The following is a 24,209-nucleotide window of genomic DNA, read 5'->3' on the forward strand; positions in this document are numbered from 1 at the left end:
CTCCTCCTCCTTAGAGATGGTGCAGGTACTCGTCTATCTCCCAGTCCGAGACCCAGGTGCGGTGACGTTCGGCCTCGAAACGCTTGACCGCGAGGAAGGTCTCGACGATCTCCGTGCCGAGCCCCTCCACCAGCACCTCGTCTCTCTCCAGCGCCTCGAGCGCTTCTTCCAGCGTCTCCGGCAGTGGGTCTCCGGCCTCCGGTCCCGCGGCGTGGTAGGCGTCGCCGCCGACCGGCGGCGGGGGCTCGAGGCCCCTGCGCACGCCGTCGAGGCCCGAGAAGAGCACCGCGGCTATCGCCAGGTAGGGGTTGGCGCTCCCGTCCCCGACCCTCACCTCGACCCGGGTCGCCCGGCCGCGCTCGGCCGGGATGCGGACGAAGGCGGTGCGGTTGTCCCAGCCCCAGTTGGCGTGGGTGGGGGCGAGCGAGTCGGGCACCAGCCTGCGGTAGGCGTTCACCGTTGGGTTCAGAAACGCCATCGCGCCGCAGGCGTGGGCGAGGATGCCGGCGACGAAGCTCCGCATCACGCCGGAGACCCCGTCCGGGTCGTCCTCCTGCGCGAAGGCGTTCTCGCCCTCCCGCTCGGCCGAGAGGTGCAGGTGGAACCCCGAGCCACCCTGGTCGTTGAAAGGCTTGCCCATGAAGGTCGCGACGAGCCCGCAGGAGGCGGCGACGTCCTTCACGGCGCTCTTCAGCCGGAAGGCCCGGTCCGCGGCGGCGAGCGCCGGGCCGTGGTGCAGGTTGATCTCGTACTGTGAGTTCATGAATTCGTGGTTGGCGGCGAAGGCGCCGAGGCCCATCTTCGAGAGGTCTTCGGCGAGCCGGCGGACGACGCCCCTCGGGTCGGCCTGCGGGCCCGCGGTGTAGACCATGCTCAGGTTGTCCACGTAGCGGCGCACTCCGTTCTTCGCCTGAGGGTCGGGCACGCACAGGAAGAACTCGAGCTCGGGCCCGACCACCGGGGAGAGCCCTATCTCCTCGAAGGCGGCCACGGCCCGGCGCAGCGCCCCCCGCGGGTCGGCCGGACGCCGCGAGTTCTGGCTCACGGGCTCGAGGTCGGCGATGCAGCAGGCCACACCGGGCTCCCAGGGCAGTGGGGTGAGCGTCGAGAGGTCGGGGTAGGCAATCATGTCCGGATAGCCCTCCTCGCCGCCCACGACCGGTACGTGGCGCAGGTCGGTGCCCATGACCGCCGAGCAGAAGGCGAGCCCGTGCTCGGTCGCCCGACCGAACTCCGCGACCGGTACGTCCTTGCCCCGCGCCACCCCGTGCAGGTCCGGGTAGATCACCCGCACGGAGGTGACCGATCCGTCGAGGAGTATCTCGGTGGTCTTCTCTTCCGTCCTCTGCTCCTGAGGTGTCATGCTCTGTGGCTCCTTTCTCTCACCGCCCGCTCGAAGAACGCGTCGAAGAGCCTGAAGGCGGCTTCTTTGGCGGCGTGTTCTTTCTCCGGCGGGGCTTCGAGCAGCGCGAGAGGGTCTTCCACCCCGTAGCGGGAGAGCCTGCCGGAGGAGAGGTCCTTGCGGGCCCATCCTGCGACCACCTCGACGGTGCTCTCCGGGTGGAACTGGACCCCGAGGTGGGGACCGAACCTGAAAGCCTGCACCGAGCGTCTGGTGCGCGCCAGCTCCTCTGCCCCGGGCGGGGTCTCGAAGCCTTCGAAATGCCACTCGAGCCAGGGGCCCGGCGGGATCTCTTCGGGGTCTTTGGTCTCTACCTCGCACCAGCCGAGCTCGGGCTCGGGCAGGGGACCGACCTCGCCGCCGAGGACGCTCGCGAGCACCTGACCGCCGAAGCACAGCCCGAGGACCGGTACCTCCTCCTCGACGCACCTGCGGACGAGATCGAGTTCTGCGGCCACGGCGGGTTGTTCTTCTGCGTCGCGTGGGCTGTACTGCGAGCCCAGCGAGGCGACGAAGAGGTGGCGCCGGGGGTCGGGGGGCTCGCCGTCGAGCCAGGAGCGGCTCACCTCGAAGGGGATGCCCCTCTCGTGCAGCCACCCGGCGAGGAGCGCCGGCGGGGTTCTCTCGGCGTGCTGCCTTATGAGAACGGGCTTCACCGCACCACCTCGACCTTTATCGCGGTGGTGGGGCATGCCTCCTCGGCCTCGCGGGCCTTCTCTTCCAGCGAGATCTCCGCCTCCGGCCTCCAGCGCAGCACGTCGTCCTCGCCGAGGGTGAAGATCTCCGGCGCGATCCTGGCGCACTCGCCGCAGCTCTGGCACAGGTCGAGATCCACCTCTACTTCGAGCTTCCCGTCCATCCCCGCTCTCCTTCCCGCACCATACGTTCGGCGTCTTCCTCGGGGACCGCGAGCGCGACGTGCAGCGTCTGGGCGGAGACCTGCGGCCGCTCGCCGGGGCCGTGGGAGAGGTCGACGTCCCACTCCTCGACCGTGCTGGAGAGCCTCCCTATGCCCTCTATCTCGACCTCGACGACGTCCCCGGGCTGCATGGGGCGCGAGTTGGCCGGGGTGCCGGTGAGGACGACGTCCCCGGGCTCGAGCGTGATGAGCCGGCACAGGTCGGCGAGCTGGTAGGCGACGCCGAAGATCATGTCGTCCGAGGTGGCTTCCTGCACGACCTCGCCGTTGAGGTACGTCCTGAGCGTGAAGTCCTCCGGGTCGAACTCCCCGGCCGGAACGACCGCGGGCCCGAGCGGCAGGAATCCGTCCTGCCCCTTGACCCGCAGCATCGAGCCGCGGTCGGCGTGCCGGAAGTCGTGCAGGCTGACGTCGTTGGCGCAGGTGTACCCCGCCACGTACGAGAGAGCCTCCTCTTCGGGGACGCCGTGCATCCTGCGCCCGACGACGACCGCGAGCTCCCCCTCGTAGTTGAGAAACCCCGTCCCCTTCGGACGCCTCAATACACCCCGGTGCCCGCCGAGGGAGCTGGGGGGCTTGAGGAAGTACGAGGGATGATCCGGCACCCTGGCCCCGTACTCCTCGACCCGGCTGCGGTAGGTGAGGTGCGGCGCGATTATCTTCGAGGGCTCGGCAGGCGCGAGATAGATAGCCTCCTCCTCGGAGATCCTGCCGCCGTCCTCCAGCGCGATCACACCTCCAGGCTCCAAAAGACCCCAGACGGGCCCGCCCTCGACCAGAACCCTCACCCTCGGTCCCCGCGAAAGATCCAAACCTTCCTCCTTCCTGAATCATGGATAATGTATCCAAAAGAAGGGAGATTGTCAATGGAGTTTTCAGCTTGAATAAAATATCCACACAATTTAAGATCGCATGCATGTCGAACGTGAGGAGTGCTGCGGGTGGAGGGCCCATAGACGCGTCTTCGGTCGCGGACCGGGCGTACGAGCGGATCAGGGAGTACGTGCTCGGGGGGGAGGCCGAGCCGGGGACGAGGCTGGGTCAGGTCGAGCTGGCGGAGAGGTTCGGCATCTCGCGGACGCCGGTGAGGGAGGCGTTGAGGAGGCTGGCGGACGAGGGGCTGGTGGAGTTTCAGCCGAACCGGGGATATCGGGTGGCGGATCTCGGGCTCGAGGCGGTTTTGCGGCGGCTGGAGGTGAGGACGCTGCTCGAGCCGGGGATAGCACGGCTCGCGGCCGGTCGCAGGAACGGCAGGGACATAGACCTCCTGTACGGGGCTATAGAGCGGGAGGCGGACGCCGCCGACGGGGTGGAGGCGCACGACGCGAGCCGCCAGTTCCACATGCATCTCGCGCGGGCGACAGGCAACGAGGAGCTGGTAAGGGTTTTGGGTTCGCTCTGGATCGTGGAGGTGGGGCGCAGGCTCCTCTCGCGGCGGATGCTCACCTCTGACTGGAAGGAAGAGGACGTCGCGGAGCACCGCCAGATAGCCTCCGCCGTCGCCGAGGGGCGTGCGGAGGACGCCGGGAGGCTCATGCTCGAGCACATAGAGCGGGCGGTGGGCCACTGGAAGTACGAGTGGCAGAAGGGGTGAGCGGGCAGCGGCGCGGCCCGGACGCTATGGCTTGCCCGCCGGAACCGCCGAGACCACGGGGAGGCCGAGGGGACCTTTGAGGACCGTATCCCGGCGGCCGGGAGTAAGGCCGGCCGGGCGTAGCATGCGAGAGGCCGCGGCGGGCGTACGGAACTTACCGTGCAGCTTCATCGGGAGGAGCATCACCCGCAGCCAGGAAGCGGCGAAGATGTCCACCAGGACGAGAGAGCCTCCCGGCGCCAGGACCCTTCCTATCTCCTGGAGCCCTTTCTGCTGGTCCTCCCAGTGGTGGAACGAGACGGTGCTGAGGACGAGGTCGAACTCTCCATCATCGAACGGCAGGTGCTCGACCGGAGCGCAGACGAGGCTCGCCGGTGTCCCACCCTCCCTGGCCGCCTCGATCATGCCGGCCGCGGCGTCCACCCCGACGAGCCGGGCGTCGGGGAAGCGCCCCGACGCCCGGCGCAGCAGGGCCCCCGTTCCGCAGCCCACGTCGAGCACGCGGTGTGGCCGCGGCGCCATACGGGAGGCGAGCCGCAGGGTCGCCTCGTGTACCGGCTCGAAGAAGCTGGCCTGCAGCCCGCTCTTTTCGTAGGTCGGCGCCCACCGGTCGAAACGCCCGACGTCCCGGTCTCTCACGCGCCCTCCACCTCCCTCTCCAGCTCCGAGATCCAGGCCAGCTCGTGCTCGATGGTGCTGCGGTGGAACGAGACCACCTTCGCCGCGTAAGGACTGCGCCCGTCCCCGATGCGCGACTCCATCTCGACGGAGCGTTCCAGATGCTCCTCGAGGAACTCCCGCCTCGCCCGCAGGATGCTCCTCCTCTCTTCGGGCTCCAGCAGCTCGAAGAGCGCCACCCTCACCATGAACTCCGCGTCGTTTCGCGCCAGCTCGGGCGGAAACTCCCGGAGCATCTCGCCCAGAGCCTCCCGCCCCAGCCCCGTCGCCCGGTAGACGTGCCTGTCCGGCCTGCCCTCCTGACGCACGACCTCCTTCTCCACCGCCCCCATCTCCTCCAGCCGCCGCAACGCCGGGTAGAGCTGGTTGTTGTTGAGCGCGAACTCCCGCCCCAGCACCCGGCCCACCCCCCGCTTTATCTCGTACCCGTGCAGCGGTCGTTCGATCACGCTGCTCAGGATCAGGATATCCGTGTACACCGCTCACTCCTTTATGGATTAATCTAACCTAGGTTAATGTAACCTATTGGACTGGACCGGTCAATGGACGTGCGCGGTGGGGTGGTTTCGGTTATGCTTTTCGAAAGAGGGTGCGTCTGGTGCGAGGGAAGCCGGTGAGAATCCGGCGCGGTCCCGCCACTGTGAGCGGCGATGCGACACTCCGCCTGGGGGCTCTGCCCGGTCACTGGGTCCTTTTCGGGGCCTGGGAAGGCTGCGGGGGAGGCGCTTTGGAGCCGCGAGCCAGGAGACCTGCCGGGCGCTTAGGTCGCAGGCTCTTCGAGGAAGGAGTTCGGGCGTGGTGATTTTCTGGTCGCTTCCCGCCGGGCCCTAGAGGGCTTCTCTCTCGGGCTGGATTTCCGAGTTCGTTTCGAGGTGGGGAGGTGATTCTCTGGCATGTTCGTTAGGATGGGTTACGTCCTGCGCGTCGTGGTGGCGTTCGCCGTGGTGGTTTTCGCGCTCGCCGGGTGCGGGGCGGGCGGGGTTTCTGGAGGGGGTTCTTCCGGGGGCGCCACGCAGGCCCGCGGCGGTGCTTCGGGGTACCCGGTCACGGTGACCGACTCGCTCGGGAGGAAGGTCACGATAGAGAAGAAGCCCGAGCGTATCGCCTCGATGGCCCCGAGCATCACCGAGACGCTCTTCGCGATCGGGGCGGGGAAGAGGGTCGTGGGGGTGACCACCGCCGACGACTACCCGCCGCAGGTCGAGCACATCGCGAAGATCGGGGACTACAAAGGGGTCAACGCCGAGAAGGTCGCCTCGCTCAAGACCGACGTGCTCTTCATGTCGTTTGCGACGACCAGGCAGCAGGCGGCCGACCTGGAGAAGAAGACCGGGGCGAAGGTCGTCGTGATCAACCCGGAGAGCGTCCGGGGGGCGATAGCCTCGATCGGGACGGTCGGGGAGGTCGTCGGGGACGAGAAGAAGGCCCGCGAGGTCCAGCGGCACATGCGCCGCGAGCTCTCGCAGGTGAGGAAGGAGGTCAGGGGGCTGTCTCATCCCACGGTCTTCTACGAGGTCTACCCCAAGCCACTCCAGACGGCCGGTCCGGGCAGCTTCATAGACGACGAGATAAAGCTCGCCGGCGGGAAGAACGTCGCCGCCGGGGCGAAGAGCGCCTACCCGCAGTACTCGCTCGAGGAGCTCGTGAAGCAGAACCCGGACTACTACCTGATCGGCAGCTCCTCCGGCGATACGCCCAAGAAGGTCGCGAGCCGTCCCGGTTTCGAGGCGCTCAAGGCCGTGCGTGAGGGGCACGTCGAAGTCATAAACGACAACCTCACGACCCGTCCGGGGCCGAGGATAGTCGAGGGGGTGAAGCAGATCGCGGAGGCGATACACCCCGGTGCCTTCAAAGTCCACAGCAAGAGATAGCCTCTGGGTGGGGGCCTCCGCCGCCGCGCTGGTGTTGGTGGCGGTGCTCTCGCTCGGCGTGGGACCGGCCTGGCTCTCCCCCGGCGAGGTCGTGCGGACGCTCCTCGGGGGCGGGGACGAAGTCTCGCGGGCGATAGTCCTGCAGATCCGGCTGCCCCGCATAGCCCTCGGGATGCTCGTCGGAGGGGCGCTCGGGGTGAGCGGGGCCGCGATGCAGGGGCTCTTCCGCAACCCCATGGCCGACCCGTACGTGGTGGGGGTCTCGCCGGGGGCCGCGCTCGGGGCGGTGCTCGCGATAGCCTCCGGGGCCTCCTTCGGGGCGGCCGGGCTCTCCGCGGTCCCGCCCGCCGCCTTCTGCGGGGGGCTCGCGGCGGCGTTCGCCGTGGTCGGGCTCTCGCGGCGCGGCGGGCGGTTTCCCATCGCCGATCTGCTGCTCGTCGGGCTCGCGGTCGGGGCCTTCGCCGCTGCGGTCTACTCGTTCGTCATCCTGACCTTCGCCGACCAGAGGATCTCCTCGGTGCTGTTCTGGCTGCTGGGGTCTCTGGCGCCTGCCGACTGGCGGAGGGTGGTGGACGCGCTGCCGTACCTCGTCGTCTCTTCGGCTGGGCTCCTGGCCCTCTCGCGCAGGCTCGACATACTGTCGCTCGGGGAGGAGCAGGCCACCTACCTCGGGGTCGGGGTCGAGCGGGTGAAGCTGCTCGCGATAGGGTTCGCCGCGCTCGGCGCCTCGGCGGCGGTCGCGGTCAGCGGCGTGATCGGCTTCATCGGGCTCATCGTGCCGCACGCCGGCAGGATACTGGCCGGCCCGCGTCACGCCCTGCTGTTGCCGGTCTCGGGGCTGTGGGGGGCGGCTTTCCTCGTCGCCGCCGACGACGCGGCGCGCACCGCGATCCCCGCGATCGAGATCCCGGTCGGGATCATAACCGCCCTGTGCGGGGCGCCTTTCTTCGTGTATCTGCTCTCCAGGAGCCGCAGGCGTGGCCGGCTCTGGTGAGATCGTCTTCGAGGTGCGGGGCGTGCGCGTCGCCTACGGCGCGCACGAGGCGCTCTCGGGGGTGAGCCTGGAAGTGGGAGAGGGGGAGATGCTCGCCGTAGTCGGGCCGAACGGCAGCGGCAAGAGCACCCTGATCCGGACGCTCGCCCGGGCCCTGCGGCCGCGGGAGGGGGTGGTGCTGCTCGACGGCAGGGAGGTCGGGGGTTGGGATGCGAGGCTCTTCGCCCGCCGGGTCGCGGTCGTACCGCAGGAGGGGGCGCCGGCCTTCGACTACACGGTGCGCGAGGTGGTCGAGATGGGGCGCGCCCCCTACGAAGGATGGCTCTTCCCCTCGGACCCCGGCGCGCCAGGGGCGGTCGGGCGGGCCATGGAGGACGTCGGGGTGTGGGATCTCGCGCACCGCAGGATGACCGAGCTCTCGGGCGGGGAGCGTCAGCTCGTCGCCCTCGCCCGGGCGCTCGCCCAGGAGCCCGAGGTGCTGCTGCTCGACGAGCCGACCAACCACCTCGACATCCGGCACCAGCTCGCCTTCATGCGGGTCGTGGAGTGCCTGGGCCGCGCCGGGGCGACCGTGGTCCTAGTCGCCCACGATCTCAACCTCGCCGCCCGGCACGCCTCGAGGGTCGTCGTCATGCGTGGCGGTGAGGTCTTCGCCGCCGGTGTCCCGAGCGCCGCGCTGCGCCCCGAGGTGATCCGGGAGGTCTTCGGGGCACAGGCGGAGGTCTTGGTCTCCCCGGCGACGGGGGATCTCATCGTGCAGAGTACCGCTTCCGGGCGGGTCACCGGGGGCGGGATACCGGAGGTGCACGTGATCTGCGGCAGAGGTGCCGGCGCTCTTCTGATGCGCCGGCTCAGCGAGGAAGGGGTGGGGTTCTCCGCCGGCGTGCTCCCTCCTGGAGACCTCGACCACGCCGTCGCCCGCGCCCTCGGGGCGGAGATCGTCGAGGCGGAGCCCTTCGCCCCCATCCCCGGCGAGGTGCTGCGGCGCAACGCGGAGGCTGCTCGCTCGGCACATCTCGTCGCCGTCTGCGGTTCCCCTCCGGGCGGCCGAGTCGTGCTCGGGGCGGCGTTCGAGGCGCTGGAGGAAGGGATCCCGGTCGCCGTGGTGGACCATCACGGAGGCGGGGGCGCCGCGCCAGATGATCTGCTCGAGGCCGGCGCGTTCGAGGCGGGGCTGGAGGACTTGATCCGGGAGCTGCGCGGCGGGATCGGCGCGCGGGGTGGCCGGGGGGAGGGCTAGTAGAATGTCTTGGGTGGTGAGTTCGAAGCAGAGAGCGAGGAACGCACCTTGAGGCGGCTCGGCGTGCTGATGAGCCGCAAGGAGATCGTACCCGAGCGTCTGCCGGGGAGGGTGGCGGTCGTCATAGACGTCTTCATGGCGACTACCACGCTGCTCACCATCCTCGAGAACGGTGCCCGGCGCGTCTTCCCGGTCGGGAGCCTGCAGGAGGGCGAGGAGGTCTACGCCCGGGTGGGACCGGAGGCTCTGCGCGGCGGGGAGCAGGGCGCCGAGCGGGTCGAGGGGTACGACTTCGGCCCGCTGCCCGAGGAGTACTCGCCGGAGAAGGTCGCCGGCAGGGACGTCGTCTTCCTCACGACCAACGGGACGAGGGCCATCTCCGAGGTCGCCGCCGCGGATATCGTCCTCGTCTCCTGCCTGCGCAACGCGCCCGCCACGGCGCGCTACCTCGAATCCTCGGGGGCGGAGGCGGTGTACCTGGTGTGCGCCGGCTCCGGGGGACGGTTCGACCTCGAAGATTTCCTCGGGGCCTCGGCGATAGTCTCGCGGCTCGGCGTGGAGGAATGGAACCTCAACGACGCCGCGATCCTGGCGCGGGAATGGGCCGGCAGGCTCGAAGACCCGGTGGAGGTGCTCGCCCGCTCGCGCGCCGGCCGGTGGTTCGTCGAGCACGACCGGATCGAGACGCTGCGCTTCGCGGCGGACGTCGGGGCGAGCGAGGCCGTCCTCGAGGTGAGGGACGGCACGCTGCGCAGGGTCGAGGAGCTGGGCGGAGGTTCCCGGGCGGCTGAGGACGAGCAGGGGGTCTGAAATTGGTTGAAACCATAAAAGTGCGCGAGGGCGAGGATTTCGACAGGAAGGCCGTCGAGGAGTACCTGCGGCGGCACATCGAGGGGCTGCCGGAGGGCAGCCTCGAGGTCGAGCAGTTCCCCTCCGGGGCCTCGAATTTGACGTATCTTCTCAGGATAGGCTCCTGGGAGGGCGTGCTCAGGCGGCCGCCTCTCGGTCCCGTACCGCCCAAGGCGCACGACATGGAGCGCGAGTCGAGGCTGCTCATGCGCCTCAACCCCGTCTATCCCCTTGCCCCGAAGCCCTACTTCTACTGTGAGGACCGATCCGTCATCGGCGCGCCCTTCTACGTAATGGAGCGCAGGCGCGGCATCGTCATAGACGACTCCTTCCCGGAAGGGATGGAGCCCACGCCGGAGCTCTGCCGGGGCATCTCCGAGACGCTCTGCGACACGCTGGTCGGGCTGCACGCCGTCGACTACCAGGCGGCGGGGCTCGGAGACCTCGGGCACCCGGAGGGCTTCCTGGAGCGGCAGGTGAAGGGTTGGATCTCCCGCTACGAGCGGGCGAAGACCGGGGAGATACCCGAGGTCGAGCCCCTGACCCGCTGGATAGCCTCCGACATCCCCGAGAGCCCCCCGCCGACGATCATCCACAACGACTACAAGCTCAACAACCTCATCCTGGACCCCGAAGATCCCACCGAAGTCCGCGCCGTGCTCGACTGGGAGATGGCCACGGTGGGGGACCCACTCTTCGACCTCGCCGTCTCCCTCTCCTACTACGTCGAGAAGGACGATCCGCCCGAGATGAAGCGGGTCCTCCCGACGGTGACCGACGCGCCCGGCTTCATGACCCGGGAGGAGTTCATGCAGCGCTACGCCGAGAAGAGCGGGCGCGACCTCTCCCGGATGCACTGGTACCGGGTCTTCGGCTACTTCAAGCTCGCGGTCATCCTGCAGCAGATCTACGTCCGCTGGGTCCGCGGCCAGACGAAGGACGAGCGGTTCGCAACCTTCGGCGAACGGGTCGAGAACCTCGTCCGCTACGCCTACTCGCTCTCACGCTCCTCCTAGTCCTGCGCCGGACCGGGAGCCGGGGTCACCCTGCCGTCCAGGAGCAGGGTAGAGACGGCGTCGGCCGAAAGCGGCCTGGAGAGGTGGTTGCCCTGCACCAGCTCGCATCCCATGCCGCGCAGCCGTGCGAGCTGGTGCGGGGTCTCCACGCCTTCCGCTACGAGATTCCTGCCTAGCGCCTGCACCAGCCCGATGATGCCGGAGATCAGGATGGCATCCTCCGGGTTCCATTCGAGCCCCTCGACGAACGTATGGTCTACCTTGATCGTGTCTATGGGGAAGCGCCTCAGGTGGGAGAGCGGGGAGTGGCCGGTGCCGAAGTCGTCCAGGGCGAGACCGACACCCAGGGCCCTGATCTTGCTGATTCTGTCTATCATCTCCGGGGAGTCTTCGACCAGGACTTTCTCCGTGATCTCTAACACGATGCCACCTCCCTCCAGCCCGTTACGCTCCAGCAGATCCTCCAGGTATCCGACGAAGCCTCTCGAGCGGATCTGTGCCCCCGAGACGTTGATGAAGACCGGTGCGGGATGCTCTTCGCCGCGCATTCTCTGCCACGCGGCGGCCTGCTGGCACGCCTCCTCCAGGACCCGTCGGTCGATCTCCAGGATCAGGCCGGATTCTTCGGCCGCCGGCAGGAAATACCCGGGTAGCAGGGTGCCGCGCTCGGGATGATCCCAGCGCAAGAGGGCTTCGATGCCCCGGATCCGGCCGTCTCTAAGGTCGATGATCGGCTGGTAGAGCAGCCTGAACTCCTCCAGCTCGACCGCCCGCTTCAGCTCCTCACAGAGGTGCAGGAGCTCGAGCGCCCTGCGGTTCATCTCCGGTTCGAAGATCGCATAGTCCCTGCCCTCCTTCTTCGCCCGGTACATCGCGGTGTCCGCCTCCCTCAGCAGGTCGGGGGGTGCGTCCTCCGGGGAGGAACTCAGCGTTATGCCGATGCTTGCCCCGACGAAGACCTCGCGCCCGGCGATGATGAACGGGTCGCGCATCTCCCGGGAGATCCTCTCCGCGACCTGCACCGCCTGTTCCTCGTTCTCTATGCTCTCCAGCAGCACCGCGAATTCGTCCCCGCCGAGCCGGGCCACTGTGTCCGAGGGGCGTATGCAGCCGGCCAGGCGGGTCGCCGAGGCGACCAGGAGTTTGTCCCCTTCCTCGTGCCCCAGGGTGTCGTTGATCAGCTTGAAGCCGTCGAGGTCGAGGAAGAGGATGCCCAGGTGCTCTCCCTTCCTCCTGGATCTGGAGAGCGCCCTCTCGAGGCGTTCCAGGAACCGGGTCCGGTTCGGCAGGGAGGTGAGGATGTCGTGGTAGGCGAGGTGGGTGAGACGATCCTCTAGCACCTTGCGCTCGGTGACGTCGCGCAGCACCAGCTGTATGGCTGCCTTTCCCTTGTAGGAGACGCTCATCGCGGCGGCTTCGACCTCGAGGGTCTTGCCGTCGAGCCGGAGGATGCGGTAGGTATAGAGCCCTCTCCGGTTCCGGTCACGATATCCCTGGGCCATCCGGGCCGCGGCGACCTCCCGGTAGTCCGGGTGGACGAACTCCAGTACCTCGTGTCCCACGATCTGGTTCGGGCTGGAGGCGTGCATGAGCCTGAGACCCGCCCCGTTCACGTACTCCACTTTGCCCTCGCTGTGCACGACGACGGCGTCCGGGCAGAGCTCGACGAGCCGCCGGTAGCGCTCTTCGCTCTCGGCGAGCCGCTGCTCCGCCAACCGGTGCTCGGTTATATCCCGGGCGACGAGCAGGCTGCCCGAAGGTTCTAGGCCGCGCTCCGGCAGGGGCCACCGGGAGACCGCGTAGTGACCGCCCTGTGTCTCCACCTCCCGGCTCTCCCCCGGTTCCACTTCCGCCCATTCCGGCAGACTCTCCCACAGCGACTTGCCGAAGGTGTTCGCCCCGGCCAGAGCTGGCAGCTTCCTGGCCGCGGGATTCGTGTCGACGATGCGACCCTGTGGGTCGAGGACTATCACGGCCTCCCCCATGTTTTCGAGGATCACCTCACGGGCGACCGGGATGACGTCGAGGAAGCGGAAGCGCGAGACGGCCCAGGACAGGAACAGACCGCCGGCCGAGAAGGCAACCGGCGTGGTGTCGAAGTTGCGCAGCAGACCCGAACCGGCGACATAGAGCAGGTTGCCGGCCCACGGGCACAGGAAGCCGAGCAGCAGGGTGACGCTCTGCTTGCGGTAGAGGCCACCGCGCAGGAGTGGGAAGAACGAGACGAAGCCGAGGAGGATCAGGACGTAGGAGTAGATCCAGTACACCCAGAAGGCGGCCCCGTGCTCGACCACGAGCATCCTGACCCCGTCGAGGTTGCCGATGCGGAGGCTGCGCCAGATGAGGTGGTGCTGCTCGTTGGTCACGACGAGGCCGAAGGTCACGAGCGGTGGGATGGAGAGCAGTGACCAGGACGAAAAAGACGACCGTGCTGTCCGCCCGGTGTATCGGGCGGCGAACACGTACATCGCGAGTGGGATCGTGCAGATCGAGAGATATTCCAGCTTGGCCCAGAAGATCTTGGCCTCGAGCGAGTAGGAGGCTATCTCCATCGCGTAGCTCAGTCCCCACCAGACTGCGGCGATCATCATGAGAGTGAGCGCCTTCACCCCCGGCACCCGGCGTCTGGGCAGCACGTAGAGCGCCGCCGCGGCGGAGATACACGAGGAGAGGAAGAGTACGGTCTCGAAGGGGGAGTACTGCAATGCAAGCAGAGGCAAAAGTTCGTTTTCAGACATGCCACAGTATATCTCCGGCCGGAACCAGCGGCCACCGCGAGGGCGCTGCTCGGAAGAAATATAATGAACCCTCCGGCGCGATGCCGCCGGTGTGAGAGAACAGAGGTTCTGCCGTCTCGTCTGCGGGAGGATAACATTGGAAGAGGTCGGTCACGCTCTGGAAGGTGAGCAGCTCTCGCAGCTCGCCCGCTACTTCGAGGAGGGTGTTACCTTCTCGAGATATATGGGGTGCAGAGTCGAGTCGGTGGAGCCGGGCCGCTCGGTGATATACCTCGACGTGAAAGACATCCATCTCAACGGCAATGGCACGCTGCACGGCGGGGTCTACTCCTCGCTCATGGACAACGCGATGGGGCTTGCGGTCTCGGCTCTGGCCGGCTTCAGGACCGCGACGATCGCGCTGAACGTCAGCTTCCTCGGCGCGGTGCGCGAGGGGCGCATAACCTGCAGCTGCGAGGTGGTGCACCGTTCGCGCCGGCTGGCTACCGCCGAGGCTAAGGTCTACGACGGGGGCGGGGAGCTGGTCGCCCTGGGCACCGGCACCTTCCGGATCTTCGAGAAGCGCGGCAACCCCATCGTCTAAAGAGAGGAGGAGGTGCTCTGTGGGTGCTCTGGATCTCTTCCGCCTGGACGGGAAGACCGCCCTCGTCACCGGAGGGGGACGGGGGCTCGGGCGCCAGATGGCCGAGGCCCTCTCCGAGGCGGGAGCGAACGTCGTGATCTGCTCGCGCAGGATGGAGCAGCTCGAGGAGGCCCGGCGGGAGATGGAGAAGGCCGGGGGCAGGGTGCTCGCCCTCGCCTGCGACGTGACCGAGCCGGAGGACGTGGAGAGGGTGGTCTCGGCGGCCTTCGAGGAGTTCGGCGGCGTGGACGTCCTGGTCAACAACTCCGGGGCGACCTGGGGGGCGCCGGCGGTCGAGATGCCGCTGGAGAAGTTCGACCACGTCCTGCGGGTCAACGTGCGGGGGACGTTCCTGATGTCTCAGGCGGTCGGGCGGCGCATGATCGAACGCGGGAGCGGGGGCGTGATCGTCAACGTCTCCTCGGTCGCGGGACTCGTCGGCGGAAACCCCGAGTACATGCATACCGTCGGCTACAGCTCCTCCAAGGGCGCGGTCATCTCGATGACCCGCGATCTCGCGACCGCCTGGGCACGCCACGGCATCCGGGTCAACGCCGTAGCCCCCGGCTGGTTCCCGACGAAGATGTCCCGCGGGCTGATGGAGATGTTCGGAGAGCGGATGCTCGCCGACATCCCGATGGGGCGCTTCGGAGAGCCGGACGACATAAAGGGCGTGGTCGTGTTCCTGGCCTCCTCGGCCTCCTCGTACATGACGGGCCAGACGGTCGTCGTGGACGGCGGGGCTACGGCCTGGTAAGGGGTGCCTTGAGGGATCGCTACATAAACAACCTGCGGGTCGCGGTCGGTTCGAGCGGCGTGCCCTACGGCTACACCGTCACGATCTGGACCTCGGGGGGACTCCTGATCCACGCGCACCACCTGCCGGGTCTGATCGATGCGCTGCTCTTCATGGCCGGGGCGGTGCTCGGCTACGTCTTGGCTGGGTTGGTGGCCTTCGGGAGGCTCGGGGCGTGGCCCAGGCAGGAACCTGGGACGCTGGCGGTGTGGGGGAACATGCACCTCCTCTCCATCGGAGCCGCGATCGTACTCTCGTACCCGGTATCGCACGGCATCCACGACGTCTTCGCATGGCCCGCGACCGGTTTCGTCGCCACCGCCGTCTACCTCCTGGTGCTGGGGCTGGAGTACAGCGCGGCAGAGGTGCGGGAGCGCTAGAGCCGGTAGACGGAGACCTCTCCGGGCGTAGAATATCCTCTCGTGGTGGCTTTCTGGCTGGAGGTGGTTTGGTGCCCGATGTAACGGTCATAGGCGGCGGGCTCGCCGGGAGCGAGGCGGCCTGGCAGGCGGCCGAGGCCGGCTGCCGGGTGGAGCTCTGGGAGATGCGCCCCGTGAAGCAGACCCCGGCCCACCACACCGGCCTCTTCGCCGAGCTGGTCTGCTCCAACTCGATGGGCAACCTCTCTTTGAGCACGGCCTCCGGCCTCCTGAAGGAGGAACTCCGCAGGCTCGGCTCGGTGGTGCTGCGCTGCGCCGACGCCAGCAGCGTCCCGGCCGGCGGTGCACTCGGGCTCGCCCGGGAGGACTTCTCCCGGGCCGTCACCGAGGCCGTCGAGGGGCACCCGAACATAGAGGTGGTGCGCGAGGAGGCCACCGAAATACCCGATGGACCCGCCGTGATAGCGACCGGGCCCCTCACCTCCGACGCGCTGGCAGAGAAGATCACCGCGCTCTCCGGCGAGAGGCTCTACTTCTACGACGCGGCGAGCCCGATCCTCTTCCGCGACTCTCTGGACGACGAGAAGATCTACCTGGCCTCCCGCTACGGCAAGGGGGAGGCGGCCTATCTCAACTGCCCGATGGACGAGGAGGAGTACTACGCCTTCGTCGAGGCCCTGACCACCGCCGAGCTCGCCCCGATAAAGGACTTCGAGGAGAACATGTACTTCGAGGGGTGCCTGCCGGTGGAGGTGATCGCCTCCCGCGGCCCGGACACTCTGCGCTTCGGCCCGATGAAGCCGGTGGGGCTGCCGGACCCGAGGACCGGAGAGGAGCCCTTCGCGGTGGTGCAGCTGCGGCAGGACGACGCCGAAGGGCACCTGTTCAACATGGTCGGCTTCCAGACGCGCCTGAAGTGGGGAGAGCAGAAGCGGGTCTTCCGCATGATCCCGGGCCTCGAGAACGCGGAGTTCGCCCGGATGGGCGTGATGCACCGCAACACCTACATAAAGGCGAACCACACGCTGGAGGCCACCATGCGCCTCCGCACCGGGGAGCCGCTGTTCTTCGCCGGGCAGCTCACCGGGGTCGAAGGCTACGTGGAGTCGACCGCGATGGGCTACATCGCCGGCGTGAACGCCGCCCGGGTGGCCCGCGGTGAGGAGCCGATAGAGCTGCCCCGGGAGACCATGATAGGGGCGCTGGCCCACTACATCACGACCAAGGACGGGACGCTGCAGCCGATAAACTCCAACTGGGGGCTCGTCCCCCCGGCCCCGAAGAAGGAGAACGGGCGCCGCCTCGGCAGGCAGGAGCGCCGGGAGCGGCAGGCCCAAATGGCGCTCGCGGCCCTCGACGAGTTCCTCGGCGTCAGGGCGGCCGGGTAGGAGAGGCGTTCTCTTCCGGCGGGAAGCTGCTGAAGAAGAGCCGCTTGAGCAGCTCCCGCCGGCTCCTCACGCCGACCTTCTCGAAGATATGGGAGAGGTGCCCCTGCACCGTCGACTCTGAGATGTAGAGCGCGCGGGAGATCTGACGCGTCGAGTAGGCGCGCAGCACGAGGTTGGCTATCTCCCTCTCCCTTCCGCTCAGCCCGTAGGCGGCGACGTTGATCCTGGAGAGCTCCCTCGGCCCGCTCGGGGCGGCCACCACTACCGTCTGGGCCACGGCCCCGTCTTGATCCTCGCCGATCGAAGCCTGCAGCGAGATCCACCGCCCCGAACGCCCCCGCACGTGTAGATGCGGAATCGTAACCTCGTCCTCCCCGGTGCGCGGGGCAAGCGTGCGGCGGAGCATGCCGGTGAGTATCCAGACCGCCTCCGGCAGGTTGCTGCCATCTTCTCTGCAAGGCTGAGGCATCCCCAGCTCTTCCAGCCACCGGTCCATCCCCCCTGCTCTCTGCACCACTCGGCCGCGATGGTCCAGGACGAGAACCCCGATGGGCTCCCCTCCCGATGTCCTGCCTGCCTCGGAACGCAGCGCCGCCACGCGCAGACCGGCAGTGAGATGCGGCAGGACACGCTCTATGAAGGTGACCTCCTTCCCCGAGAAATCAGGATCACCCTCTTCCCGCACCAGACACAACCCACCCCAGGACTCGCCATCCTTCGCCATCACGGCCCGTATCTCGTAGCCGAACCCCCGGGGCTGGTTGAACTCCCGGTGTCTGAGTGACCTCTCCAGCCTTCCCTCCGTGCCGTCGGAGAGGCGGGCCGTGGTGAGTCCGTTTCTCGCCATCCAGCCATACTCGTTCACGTCGTCCTCGAAGTAGATGTACTCGAAGAAGAAGCGCGCATCCTCTCTGCTGCCCATCTCCTTGTTGAAGACCATCGGGCCAGCAGGCAACCCGCTCAGCGGGTCTATCATGCTCGTCGCATAACCCTCGAAGGGCACCACCTCTCGCAGCAAACCGACCGTCTCCCGGAGGAGCTCCTCCGGCGCCCTCTGCGTGTGTGCCACGCGCTTTATCCCGGCGAGGACCCGCTCCCTGACGAGGCCGTTCGCCATGGTCTGTGCCCCGATGCTCATCTTACCCCCGGTCATCCTGGGAAACGACAGGACCGATCTCCTCCGGGAGATTGATACTTGTGTTGTGAGGCATTCTAACAGGATATTAGTGCGGGGAGAATCCCCCGAATGGGGGATTAATTTTTGTTCGTGGCCTGAAAACAGCAGGTTTCTGCTATGTTCCCGGTCCTCTCCGGCGGTTAGATTGGAAGTCGGGTGGCCGGAAGAAAAGAGCGTCCAGTGATCGGATGGATGGGGTGTAGTCACCTGGGACCTGACCACAGCCGACTGCGCGGAGGCTTTCGGATGGAGCTTCGAATGAGATGGCAAGCCCGGCGAGCACACCTCCTTTGACCGGAACGATCCGGGATAGGAGGTAGAGAAGAGGAGCATCGATGGGAGGGAAAACCGGTGGAATTCGAGAGTGAAAGGAGGAGAAAGTGGCTTATCAACTAGAAGGACGATTGCTTGAGGTCTGCAACTGCAACGTGCTCTGTCCCTGCTGGATCGGTGAGGACCCCGACAACGGCACCTGCGACTCGGTGTTGGCTTATCACTTCGATAAAGGGACGATAGACGGCGTGGACGTCTCGGGACGGACCTTCGCCGCGCTTGCCTACCTCCCCGGCAACGTGCTCGATGGCAATTGGAGGGTTGTCGCATTCGTAGACGATGAGGCTACAGACGAGCAGCAGGAGGCTCTTCTGAACGTCTTCACCGGCAGGCTCGGCGGACCGCTGGCCGATCTCGTGCAGCTGATCGGTGAGGTGGTCGCGGTGGAGCGGGCACCCATCACCTTCACCGTCGAAAAAGGGAGGGGGACGCTCAGGGTTGGTTCGGGGGTGAACCTCATAGTTGAGGCGGAGATGGCTTCCTACATGGGAGCCACCGAGAAGCCGACCACCCTGCAGGAGACGATCTTCTCCACCATCCCCGGCTCTCCCGCCTACGTGAGCAAGGCCACCAGGTACCGGCGCAACTCCTCCGCCTACGGCCTGCAGGACATAGACATCCAGGACAACAACGCCATCCAGGGTCACTTCCATTTCGAGGCGGCCTGAGAGGGCATCCGGGGCGGAGCTCGAAGGACGGCTCCGCCCCACTCATCGAGAGAGGTGATCTCCTGCCATGTGGACAGCACCGCGCGGCTTACATAACCGGGTCTTTACCGTCCTTGTGGCGGCGCTCATCGTACTGGCCTGGCTCGCGCTATGGCTCTGGAGCGCCTCCCCCTACGCTCCCTACCTGAACCACGAGGAACTGGGCCACCTCGTCCTCGGCGGCATAGGGGGACGATTCGTGCTCGAGTACGCCCTGCTTCTGGCTCTCTTCGTCTCCGGCTGGATGCTGATGATAGTCGCCATGATGCTCCCCACCAGCCTGCCGCTGGTGCTGCTCTTCGAGCGCTTTACCCACCAGCGTTCCGACCATCTACTGCTCATCGCCCTGCTCCTCTGTGGCTACATAAGCGTCTGGACGCTCTTCGGTGCTCTGGCCTTCTTCAACGACCTCTTCATCCACGAAGCGGTCGAGCACACATCCTGGCTCGAAGCCAACTCCTGGGTCATAGGGGCGGGTACCCTGATGCTCGCGGGCGTCTACCAGTTCGCACCCCTGAAGTACAGATGCCTGGAGAGGTGCCGTTCCCCTCTCAGCTTCATCGCGGAGCACTGGCGGGGCCGGCGCGAGGCGCCCCATGCATTTTTACTCGGGGTCCATCACGGGCTCTTCTGTCTGGGGTGCTGCTGGTCTTTGATGCTGGTGATGTTCGCGGTAGGCGCAGGAAACCTGTTGTGGATGGTCCTTTTGGGAGCGGTGATGGGAGTGGAGAAGAACGTGAGTTGGGGCAGGAGGATCAGTGCCCCTGTGGGAGTGGCGCTCATCTGCTGGGCGGCGGCGATCAGCCTGGGTTGGGGCGCGGCATTGCAGTGAGCCGGTGGTAAGTGAACGAAAGAGAGAAGGAGAGCGGATCTATGGCGGAACAAGAGAACACCGTGGCCCGGACGCCCGCGGAGGAGGTCGTTCGGGAATTTGCCGGACGTTTCCGGGGCGAGGTGATCCTGCCGCGCGATGACGGTTACGAGTCGGCCCGAAAAGTCTTCAACGGCATGATCGACCGGCGCCCGGCCATGGTGGTCCGCTGCACCGGTGTTGCCGACGTGGTTGCCGCCGTCCTCTTCGCCCGGGCGGAAGGGCTCGAGGTGGCGGTCCGCGGCGGCGGACACTCGGTCCCCGGCTACGGGACCTGCGACGGCGGCATGGTCATCGACCTCTCGGCGATGAAGGGGATGCGGGTGGACCCGGGGGCCAGGACGGCCCACGCCCAGGCCGGTCTTACCTGGGGCGAGTTCGACCGCGAGACGCAGCTCTTCGGGCTCGCCGTGACGGGCGGGAGGGTCTCCGGCACCGGGATCGCCGGGCTCACCCTGGGCGGTGGAAGCGGCTGGCTGGAGCGCAGCCTCGGCTTCACGGCGGACAACCTCCTCTCGGTGGAGATGGTCACCGCCGAGGGCGCTTTCGTCCGGGCGAGCGAGACCGAGAACGTGGAGCTCTTCTGGGGCTTGCGCGGAGGCGGGGGCAACTTCGGCATCGCGACCTCCTTCGAGTTCAGGCTGCATCCGGTCGGGCCGATCGTACTCGGCGGGATGCTGCTCTACCCCGCGGAGCGGGCCCCCGATCTCCTGCGCTTCTACCGCGACTTCGTCGAGACGGCTCCGGAGGAGCTTGGTGGGGGGTGCGCGTTTATCACCGCCCCTCCGGAGCCGTTCATCCCCGAGCGGGTGCAGGGGACGAAGCTCCTCGCCGTCATCGTCTGCCACGCGGGACCCATTGAGGAAGGGGAAGAGGCGATCCGGCCGCTGCGCGAGGCCTTCCCGCCGGCGATGGACATGGTCCAGCCGATGCCCTACACGGTGGTCCAGACGCTGCTCGACGCTGCCAACCCTCCCGGGATGCAGCACTACTGGAAGGCAGGCTTCATGAACGGGCTGCCGGACGAGGCCATAGACATCGCCGTCGAGAGCGCGCTGCGGATGACCTCGCCGCTGACGGCGCTGGCGCTCTTCCCGATGGGCGGTGCGATCTCCCGCGTGGCGGAGGAGGATACGCCGCTCGGGCCGCGGAGTGCCCTCTACAACTACCACGCGCTCGCGCAGTGGGCCGACCCGGCCGGGTTCGAGCAGCATGCGGGCTGGGCCAGGGAGCTCGACGCGGCGCTCCGGCCCTGGACCGACGAGCGCATCTACCTCAACTTCATCGGCGACGAGGGAGAGGAGCGCGTACGCACCGGCTACGGTCCCGAGAAGTACCGGCGTCTCGCCGCCCTCAAGCGCGAGTACGACCCGGACAACTTCTTCCACCTCAACCAGAACATAAAACCGATGGCATAAGGAGATCGCGGGGGATAGATGGAGAGAAGGTGGGAAACAGACCATTGCTGGAAACCCACACCCTGCGCGAACCCGGAGAGGAGGCCCCTGGCAGATCGTTCACAGGAGCAGCTCGACCGGAGGATATATCGATCGTACTGCTTCGACCGCGCGGGTACCTTACGGACAAGGAGGAGTATGAGCCCGCAGAAGAAGCTGATCCTCGCCCTGGCCGCGGCGCTCCTGGCTGCGACGCTCGTCGCGGGGAGCGCCCTGGCCCTGACGACGAGCACCACCTTCAAGATGGTTCGTTCCAGCGGAGCGGTTACGGCTGGTTGCCTCAAAGGCGCAAACGGCACCGTCTCCATCCACTCTTTGGGGCCCGTTGAGGTGATGAACGTCTCGCTGAACAGGCTGCCGCCAAACAGGGAGTTCGACCTTTTCGTAACCCAGCTCCCGAACACACCCTTCGGAGTGTCGTGGTACCAGGGAGACCTCAGGACCAACGCCAGAGGGCACGCCATGGGACGCTTCATCGGGCGCTTCAGCGTGGAGACTTTCGCGGTGGCGCCGGGAAGCGGGCCGGCGCCCGGACCACACAAGGCCCGGGCCGTTCCCTGACGCCTCTAGCAATCCGGCTTTTGCCCCGGTACACACCTTTCATCTCGGAGTGTGGTTCAACTCGGCGAGGGCGGCGGCCAGAGCGGGCTGTCCGAATACGGTTACGCCATTCAACGGGGTACACCGGGCTGGTGTACAGGCGCTCTCTACCCGCAACTTCGGCGATTTGAACGGTCCCCTGCGCAGGATCAACTAGAAAAATGGGGGCTGCCTTCTGCTGAGGGCGGGCAAACCTGCTCGCCCTCTTCGTCTAAAGTTTCGCCGGCGTCTCCCGGTATAGCGCTGCGTCCAGGATCGTCGCGACCAGCTCGTCGAAGTCCAGCCCGGCGGCCTCCGCCGCCAGCGGCAGCGTCGAGGTCTCGGTGAAGCCAGGGATCGTCTTCACGTCGAGCACCCACGGGATTTCGCCCTCGAGGACCAGATCCACCCGCGCGAAGGACGAGCATCCCAGCGTCCGGTAGGCCGTTAGCGCCGTCTCCTCCACCCGCGCCGCGTCCTCCGGCGGGATCTCGGCGGGTATCGCGAAGTCGGTCGCGCCGGGGGTGTACTTCGCCTGGAAGTCGTAGTAGGCGCCCTCGGGCGGTCGGATCTCGACGAGCCCGAGCGCCCGAGGCGGCTCGCCCGGCGGCTCCAGGATCGGCACCGCCATCTCCGTCCCCTCCACCCAGCGCTCGAGCAGGATCTTGGTGTCGTAGCCGAACGCCTCGTAGACGGCGTCCGGGAGTGCCTCCGCGCCCTCGACCCGGCTGAGGCCCAGCCCCGAGCCCTCTCTGCAGGGCTTGACCGCGAGCGGGTAACCCAGGCCGGAGGAGGCGGGCTCCAGCGCCGCCGCCGCGCCCATCTCGCGCATCGCCCTTCGGGTGAAGGTGCGGAAGGGCGGCGTCGGGAGCCCGGCGGAGAGCAGCAGCCGTTTGGCGTAGTCCTTGTCCGAGCAGCGGACGCTCGCGTGCGGCCCGCTGCCGGTGTAGGGGATGCCGAGCGCCTCGAGCAGCGCCTGCACCGTCCCATCCTCCCCGCCGATGCCGTGCAGGCACACGAAGGCCGCGTCCGGGGCCAGCTCCACGAGCGTCTCGGTCAGGCGCTCTTCGAGGTCCAGCTCGTGCACCTCGTGGCCCAGACGCTCGAGGGCGTGGGCCACCCGCCTGCCGGTGGCCAAAGAGACGTCGCGCTCCATCGAGCGACCGCCGCGCAGGACTACGAGGCGGGCCACTATCCATCCTCCCGGCCCGCCGCCTGACGGGAGCGGTCGGCGCTCTTCTCACGGGGCGGGCCCTTCGCGCCCTTCTCGAGCGCGCTTTTGAGATCCATGCGGTCTCTAATGACCTCCGAGAGCAGCTCTATGCCGCGTCTTATCCTCTCGGGTTCGACGAAGGAGAAGTTGAGCCGCATGCAGTTGCGGCCCGAGCCGTCGGCGTAGAAGCCCTCTCCGGGTACGTAGGCGACGCCGCCCGCGACCGCCCGCGGCAGCATCGCGCTCGCGTCCAGGTAGGAGGGGAGCGTGACCCACACGAAGAGTCCCCCCTTCGGGTGGGTCCAGTGGACCTCTTTTGGCATGTATTCCGCCAGGGAGTCGAGCATCGTCCTCAGGCGTTCGCGGTAGATCTCTATCTGCCGCCGAACGTAGCCCTTCCAGTCGCCCTCCCGGAAGTAAGTCGAGATGAGCATCTGCGAGAGGTTCGAGGAGCACAGGTCCGCGCCCTGCTTACCCACGTTCATCTTGTGGATTATCCCCGGCTGGGCGTGCACCCATCCGAGCCTCACGCCGGGGGCGAAGATCTTGGAGAAGGTCCCCAGGTAGATGACCCGCCCGACCTCGCCGTCCTCCTCCTGTTCGATCGCCGCGAGCGAGGGCAGGGGGTCTCCCTCAAAACGCAGCATGCCGTAGGGGTTGTCCTCGACGATGACCAGGTCAAACTCGCGCGCCAGTTCGAGCAGCTCCCGGCGCCTCGCCTCGTTCATCGTCACGCCCGCGGGGTTGTGGAAGTTGGGGACCGTATAGATGAACTTCGGCCGGATGCCGCGCCTTCTCGCGTCTTCCAGGATCTCCCGGGCCTTCGAGACGATCATGCCCGAGCGGTCCATCGGCACGTGCACGACCTGCGGGCCGTAAGAGGCGAAGGCGTTCAGAGCCCCCACGTAGGTCGGTCCCTCGCAGAGGATCATGTCCCCCTCGTCGAGGAAGGCCTTGCCGATCAGGTCGAGCGCCTGCTGGGCCCCGGTGGTTACGAAGACGTTCTCCTGGCGGGCCGGTATGCCCTCCTCGGCCATCACCTCGACGATGACGTCCTTGGTGCTCTCTATCCCGCCGGTCGGGCCATACTGCAGCGCCAGCGCCGAGTCGTGGCTGATGGAGGAGAAGAGCTCTCGCAGGGCCTCCTCGCCGAAGGCCCTGGTGTCCGGGAAACCTCCGGCGAGCGAGATTATCCCGGGGCGCGAGGAGCCGTCCATCAGGTCGCGCACCGCGCTGGACTTCATCCCCTTCACCCGCCGGGCGTAGAGGAAATCGAAGCGGTCGAGGTCTACGAGCGGCACCGCATCACCTTCTTCCCACTATCGCAGGGACTGACAGCTGCGCACACGGCGCGACTCTACCACAGCGTCCTTCTCAATTGTAGA

General features: G+C 67.4%; 24 protein-coding genes and 1 riboswitch. Of the genes, 14 read left to right on the forward strand and 10 right to left on the reverse strand.

What is annotated here, in order from left to right; all coding sequences use genetic code 11:
* Positions 1 to 10: 10 nt before the first annotated feature.
* Genes PJB24_RS01405 through PJB24_RS01420 form a run of 4 tightly spaced genes read right to left on the reverse strand, consistent with a single transcriptional unit; the run spans position 11 to position 3,133 of the window.
* Positions 11 to 1,363 (reverse strand): glutamine synthetase family protein, encoded by a 1,353-nt coding sequence (locus PJB24_RS01405; protein WP_273841873.1) that lies wholly within the window; start codon positions 1,361 to 1,363, stop codon positions 11 to 13.
* Entirely contained in the window at positions 1,360 to 2,058 is a 699-nt protein-coding gene (locus tag PJB24_RS01410) for a type 1 glutamine amidotransferase (RefSeq protein WP_273841874.1), read from the reverse strand. The genes PJB24_RS01405 and PJB24_RS01410 overlap by 4 nt, the downstream gene beginning before the upstream one ends.
* A complete protein-coding gene (locus PJB24_RS01415) occupies positions 2,055 to 2,261 on the reverse strand; it encodes a ferredoxin (RefSeq protein ID WP_273841875.1) in 207 nt (68 codons plus the stop codon). The genes PJB24_RS01410 and PJB24_RS01415 overlap by 4 nt, the downstream gene beginning before the upstream one ends.
* Complete coding sequence (locus PJB24_RS01420) at positions 2,240 to 3,133, reverse strand: fumarylacetoacetate hydrolase family protein (RefSeq protein WP_273841876.1); 894 nt, start codon at positions 3,131 to 3,133, stop codon at positions 2,240 to 2,242. Before PJB24_RS01420 ends, PJB24_RS01415 begins: the two co-directional genes overlap by 22 nt.
* 104 nt (positions 3,134 to 3,237) lie before the next feature.
* On the opposite strand from PJB24_RS01420, the gene PJB24_RS01425 reads away from it, so the two are divergent.
* Positions 3,238 to 3,915, forward strand: a complete 678-nt coding sequence (locus PJB24_RS01425; RefSeq protein ID WP_273841878.1) for a GntR family transcriptional regulator — start codon at positions 3,238 to 3,240, stop codon at positions 3,913 to 3,915.
* A 24-nt stretch (positions 3,916 to 3,939) separates the two neighbouring features.
* Here PJB24_RS01425 and PJB24_RS01430 read toward each other — a convergent pair whose 3' ends face one another.
* Complete coding sequence (locus PJB24_RS01430; RefSeq protein ID WP_273841879.1) at positions 3,940 to 4,554, reverse strand: class I SAM-dependent methyltransferase; 615 nt, start codon at positions 4,552 to 4,554, stop codon at positions 3,940 to 3,942.
* Positions 4,551 to 5,072, reverse strand: a complete 522-nt coding sequence (locus PJB24_RS01435; RefSeq protein ID WP_273841880.1) for a PadR family transcriptional regulator — start codon at positions 5,070 to 5,072, stop codon at positions 4,551 to 4,553. The genes PJB24_RS01430 and PJB24_RS01435 overlap by 4 nt, the downstream gene beginning before the upstream one ends.
* Positions 5,073 to 5,172: 100 nt before the next feature.
* Positions 5,173 to 5,364, forward strand: a riboswitch (cobalamin riboswitch).
* A 122-nt stretch (positions 5,365 to 5,486) separates the two neighbouring features.
* Between PJB24_RS01435 and PJB24_RS01440 the strand changes: the two genes are divergently transcribed.
* Genes PJB24_RS01440 through PJB24_RS01460 form a run of 5 tightly spaced genes read left to right on the forward strand, consistent with a single transcriptional unit; the run spans position 5,487 to position 10,563 of the window.
* Positions 5,487 to 6,464, forward strand: coding sequence for an ABC transporter substrate-binding protein (locus PJB24_RS01440; protein WP_273841881.1), 978 nt, complete (start codon positions 5,487 to 5,489; stop codon positions 6,462 to 6,464).
* A gap of 7 nt (positions 6,465 to 6,471) precedes the next feature.
* Complete coding sequence (locus tag PJB24_RS01445; RefSeq protein WP_273841882.1) at positions 6,472 to 7,458, forward strand: FecCD family ABC transporter permease; 987 nt, start codon at positions 6,472 to 6,474, stop codon at positions 7,456 to 7,458.
* A complete protein-coding gene (locus tag PJB24_RS01450) occupies positions 7,442 to 8,698 on the forward strand; it encodes an ABC transporter ATP-binding protein (protein ID WP_273841883.1) in 1,257 nt (418 codons plus the stop codon). Before PJB24_RS01445 ends, PJB24_RS01450 begins: the two co-directional genes overlap by 17 nt.
* 9 nt (positions 8,699 to 8,707) lie before the next feature.
* A complete protein-coding gene (locus PJB24_RS01455; protein ID WP_273841884.1) occupies positions 8,708 to 9,508 on the forward strand; it encodes a 2-phosphosulfolactate phosphatase in 801 nt (266 codons plus the stop codon).
* Positions 9,509 to 9,510: 2 nt separating this feature from the next.
* A complete protein-coding gene (locus tag PJB24_RS01460; protein ID WP_273841886.1) occupies positions 9,511 to 10,563 on the forward strand; it encodes a phosphotransferase family protein in 1,053 nt (350 codons plus the stop codon).
* On the opposite strand, the gene PJB24_RS01465 is transcribed toward PJB24_RS01460, so the two are convergent.
* Entirely contained in the window at positions 10,560 to 13,301 is a 2,742-nt protein-coding gene (locus PJB24_RS01465) for an EAL domain-containing protein (RefSeq protein ID WP_273841888.1), read from the reverse strand. The genes PJB24_RS01460 and PJB24_RS01465 overlap by 4 nt on opposite strands.
* A gap of 136 nt (positions 13,302 to 13,437) precedes the next feature.
* On the opposite strand from PJB24_RS01465, the gene PJB24_RS01470 reads away from it, so the two are divergent.
* From PJB24_RS01470 to trmFO, 4 genes are all read left to right on the forward strand, one after another.
* Positions 13,438 to 13,884 carry a PaaI family thioesterase gene (locus tag PJB24_RS01470; protein WP_273841889.1) on the forward strand — a complete coding sequence of 149 codons (447 nt, stop codon included), beginning with the start codon at positions 13,438 to 13,440 and terminating at the stop codon, positions 13,882 to 13,884.
* 19 nt (positions 13,885 to 13,903) lie between these two features.
* On the forward strand, positions 13,904 to 14,680 hold the full coding sequence (locus tag PJB24_RS01475) for an SDR family oxidoreductase (RefSeq protein ID WP_273841890.1): 777 nt from the start codon (positions 13,904 to 13,906) through the stop codon (positions 14,678 to 14,680).
* 8 nt (positions 14,681 to 14,688) lie between these two features.
* Positions 14,689 to 15,099: a hypothetical protein gene (locus PJB24_RS01480; RefSeq protein ID WP_273841892.1), complete on the forward strand. Its 411-nt coding sequence runs from the start codon at positions 14,689 to 14,691 to the stop codon at positions 15,097 to 15,099.
* A gap of 71 nt (positions 15,100 to 15,170) precedes the next feature.
* Positions 15,171 to 16,487, forward strand: a complete 1,317-nt coding sequence (gene trmFO, locus PJB24_RS01485) for a methylenetetrahydrofolate--tRNA-(uracil(54)-C(5))-methyltransferase (FADH(2)-oxidizing) TrmFO (protein ID WP_273841894.1) — start codon at positions 15,171 to 15,173, stop codon at positions 16,485 to 16,487.
* Here the strand turns inward: trmFO and PJB24_RS01490 are convergent.
* A complete protein-coding gene (locus PJB24_RS01490; protein WP_273841897.1) occupies positions 16,471 to 17,625 on the reverse strand; it encodes a helix-turn-helix transcriptional regulator in 1,155 nt (384 codons plus the stop codon). The genes trmFO and PJB24_RS01490 overlap by 17 nt on opposite strands.
* 419 nt (positions 17,626 to 18,044) lie before the next feature.
* Between PJB24_RS01490 and PJB24_RS01495 the strand changes: the two genes are divergently transcribed.
* The 4 genes from PJB24_RS01495 (at position 18,045) to PJB24_RS01510 (ending at position 21,593) form a co-directional block, all read left to right on the forward strand.
* Positions 18,045 to 18,665 (forward strand): DUF1326 domain-containing protein, encoded by a 621-nt coding sequence (locus PJB24_RS01495; protein WP_420541856.1) that lies wholly within the window; start codon positions 18,045 to 18,047, stop codon positions 18,663 to 18,665.
* 67 nt (positions 18,666 to 18,732) lie between these two features.
* The gene (locus tag PJB24_RS01500; protein WP_273841905.1) at positions 18,733 to 19,536 is read left to right on the forward strand and encodes a DUF2182 domain-containing protein; all 804 of its coding nucleotides are present in this window, start codon (positions 18,733 to 18,735) and stop codon (positions 19,534 to 19,536) included.
* Between the two features lie 41 nt (positions 19,537 to 19,577).
* Complete coding sequence (locus PJB24_RS01505) at positions 19,578 to 20,993, forward strand: FAD-binding oxidoreductase (RefSeq protein WP_273841909.1); 1,416 nt, start codon at positions 19,578 to 19,580, stop codon at positions 20,991 to 20,993.
* A gap of 177 nt (positions 20,994 to 21,170) precedes the next feature.
* Positions 21,171 to 21,593: a hypothetical protein gene (locus PJB24_RS01510; RefSeq protein ID WP_273841911.1), complete on the forward strand. Its 423-nt coding sequence runs from the start codon at positions 21,171 to 21,173 to the stop codon at positions 21,591 to 21,593.
* Between the two features lie 250 nt (positions 21,594 to 21,843).
* Here PJB24_RS01510 and PJB24_RS01515 read toward each other — a convergent pair whose 3' ends face one another.
* Both PJB24_RS01515 and PJB24_RS01520 read right to left on the reverse strand, forming a co-directional pair.
* A complete protein-coding gene (locus PJB24_RS01515; RefSeq protein ID WP_273841913.1) occupies positions 21,844 to 22,803 on the reverse strand; it encodes a D-alanine--D-alanine ligase family protein in 960 nt (319 codons plus the stop codon).
* A complete protein-coding gene (locus tag PJB24_RS01520) occupies positions 22,803 to 24,125 on the reverse strand; it encodes an aminotransferase-like domain-containing protein (RefSeq protein WP_273841915.1) in 1,323 nt (440 codons plus the stop codon). The genes PJB24_RS01515 and PJB24_RS01520 overlap by 1 nt, the downstream gene beginning before the upstream one ends.
* Positions 24,126 to 24,209 lie beyond the last annotated feature (84 nt).

This window comes from Rubrobacter calidifluminis, assembly GCF_028617075.1.
Taxonomy (GTDB): domain Bacteria; phylum Actinomycetota; class Rubrobacteria; order Rubrobacterales; family Rubrobacteraceae; genus Rubrobacter_E; species Rubrobacter_E calidifluminis.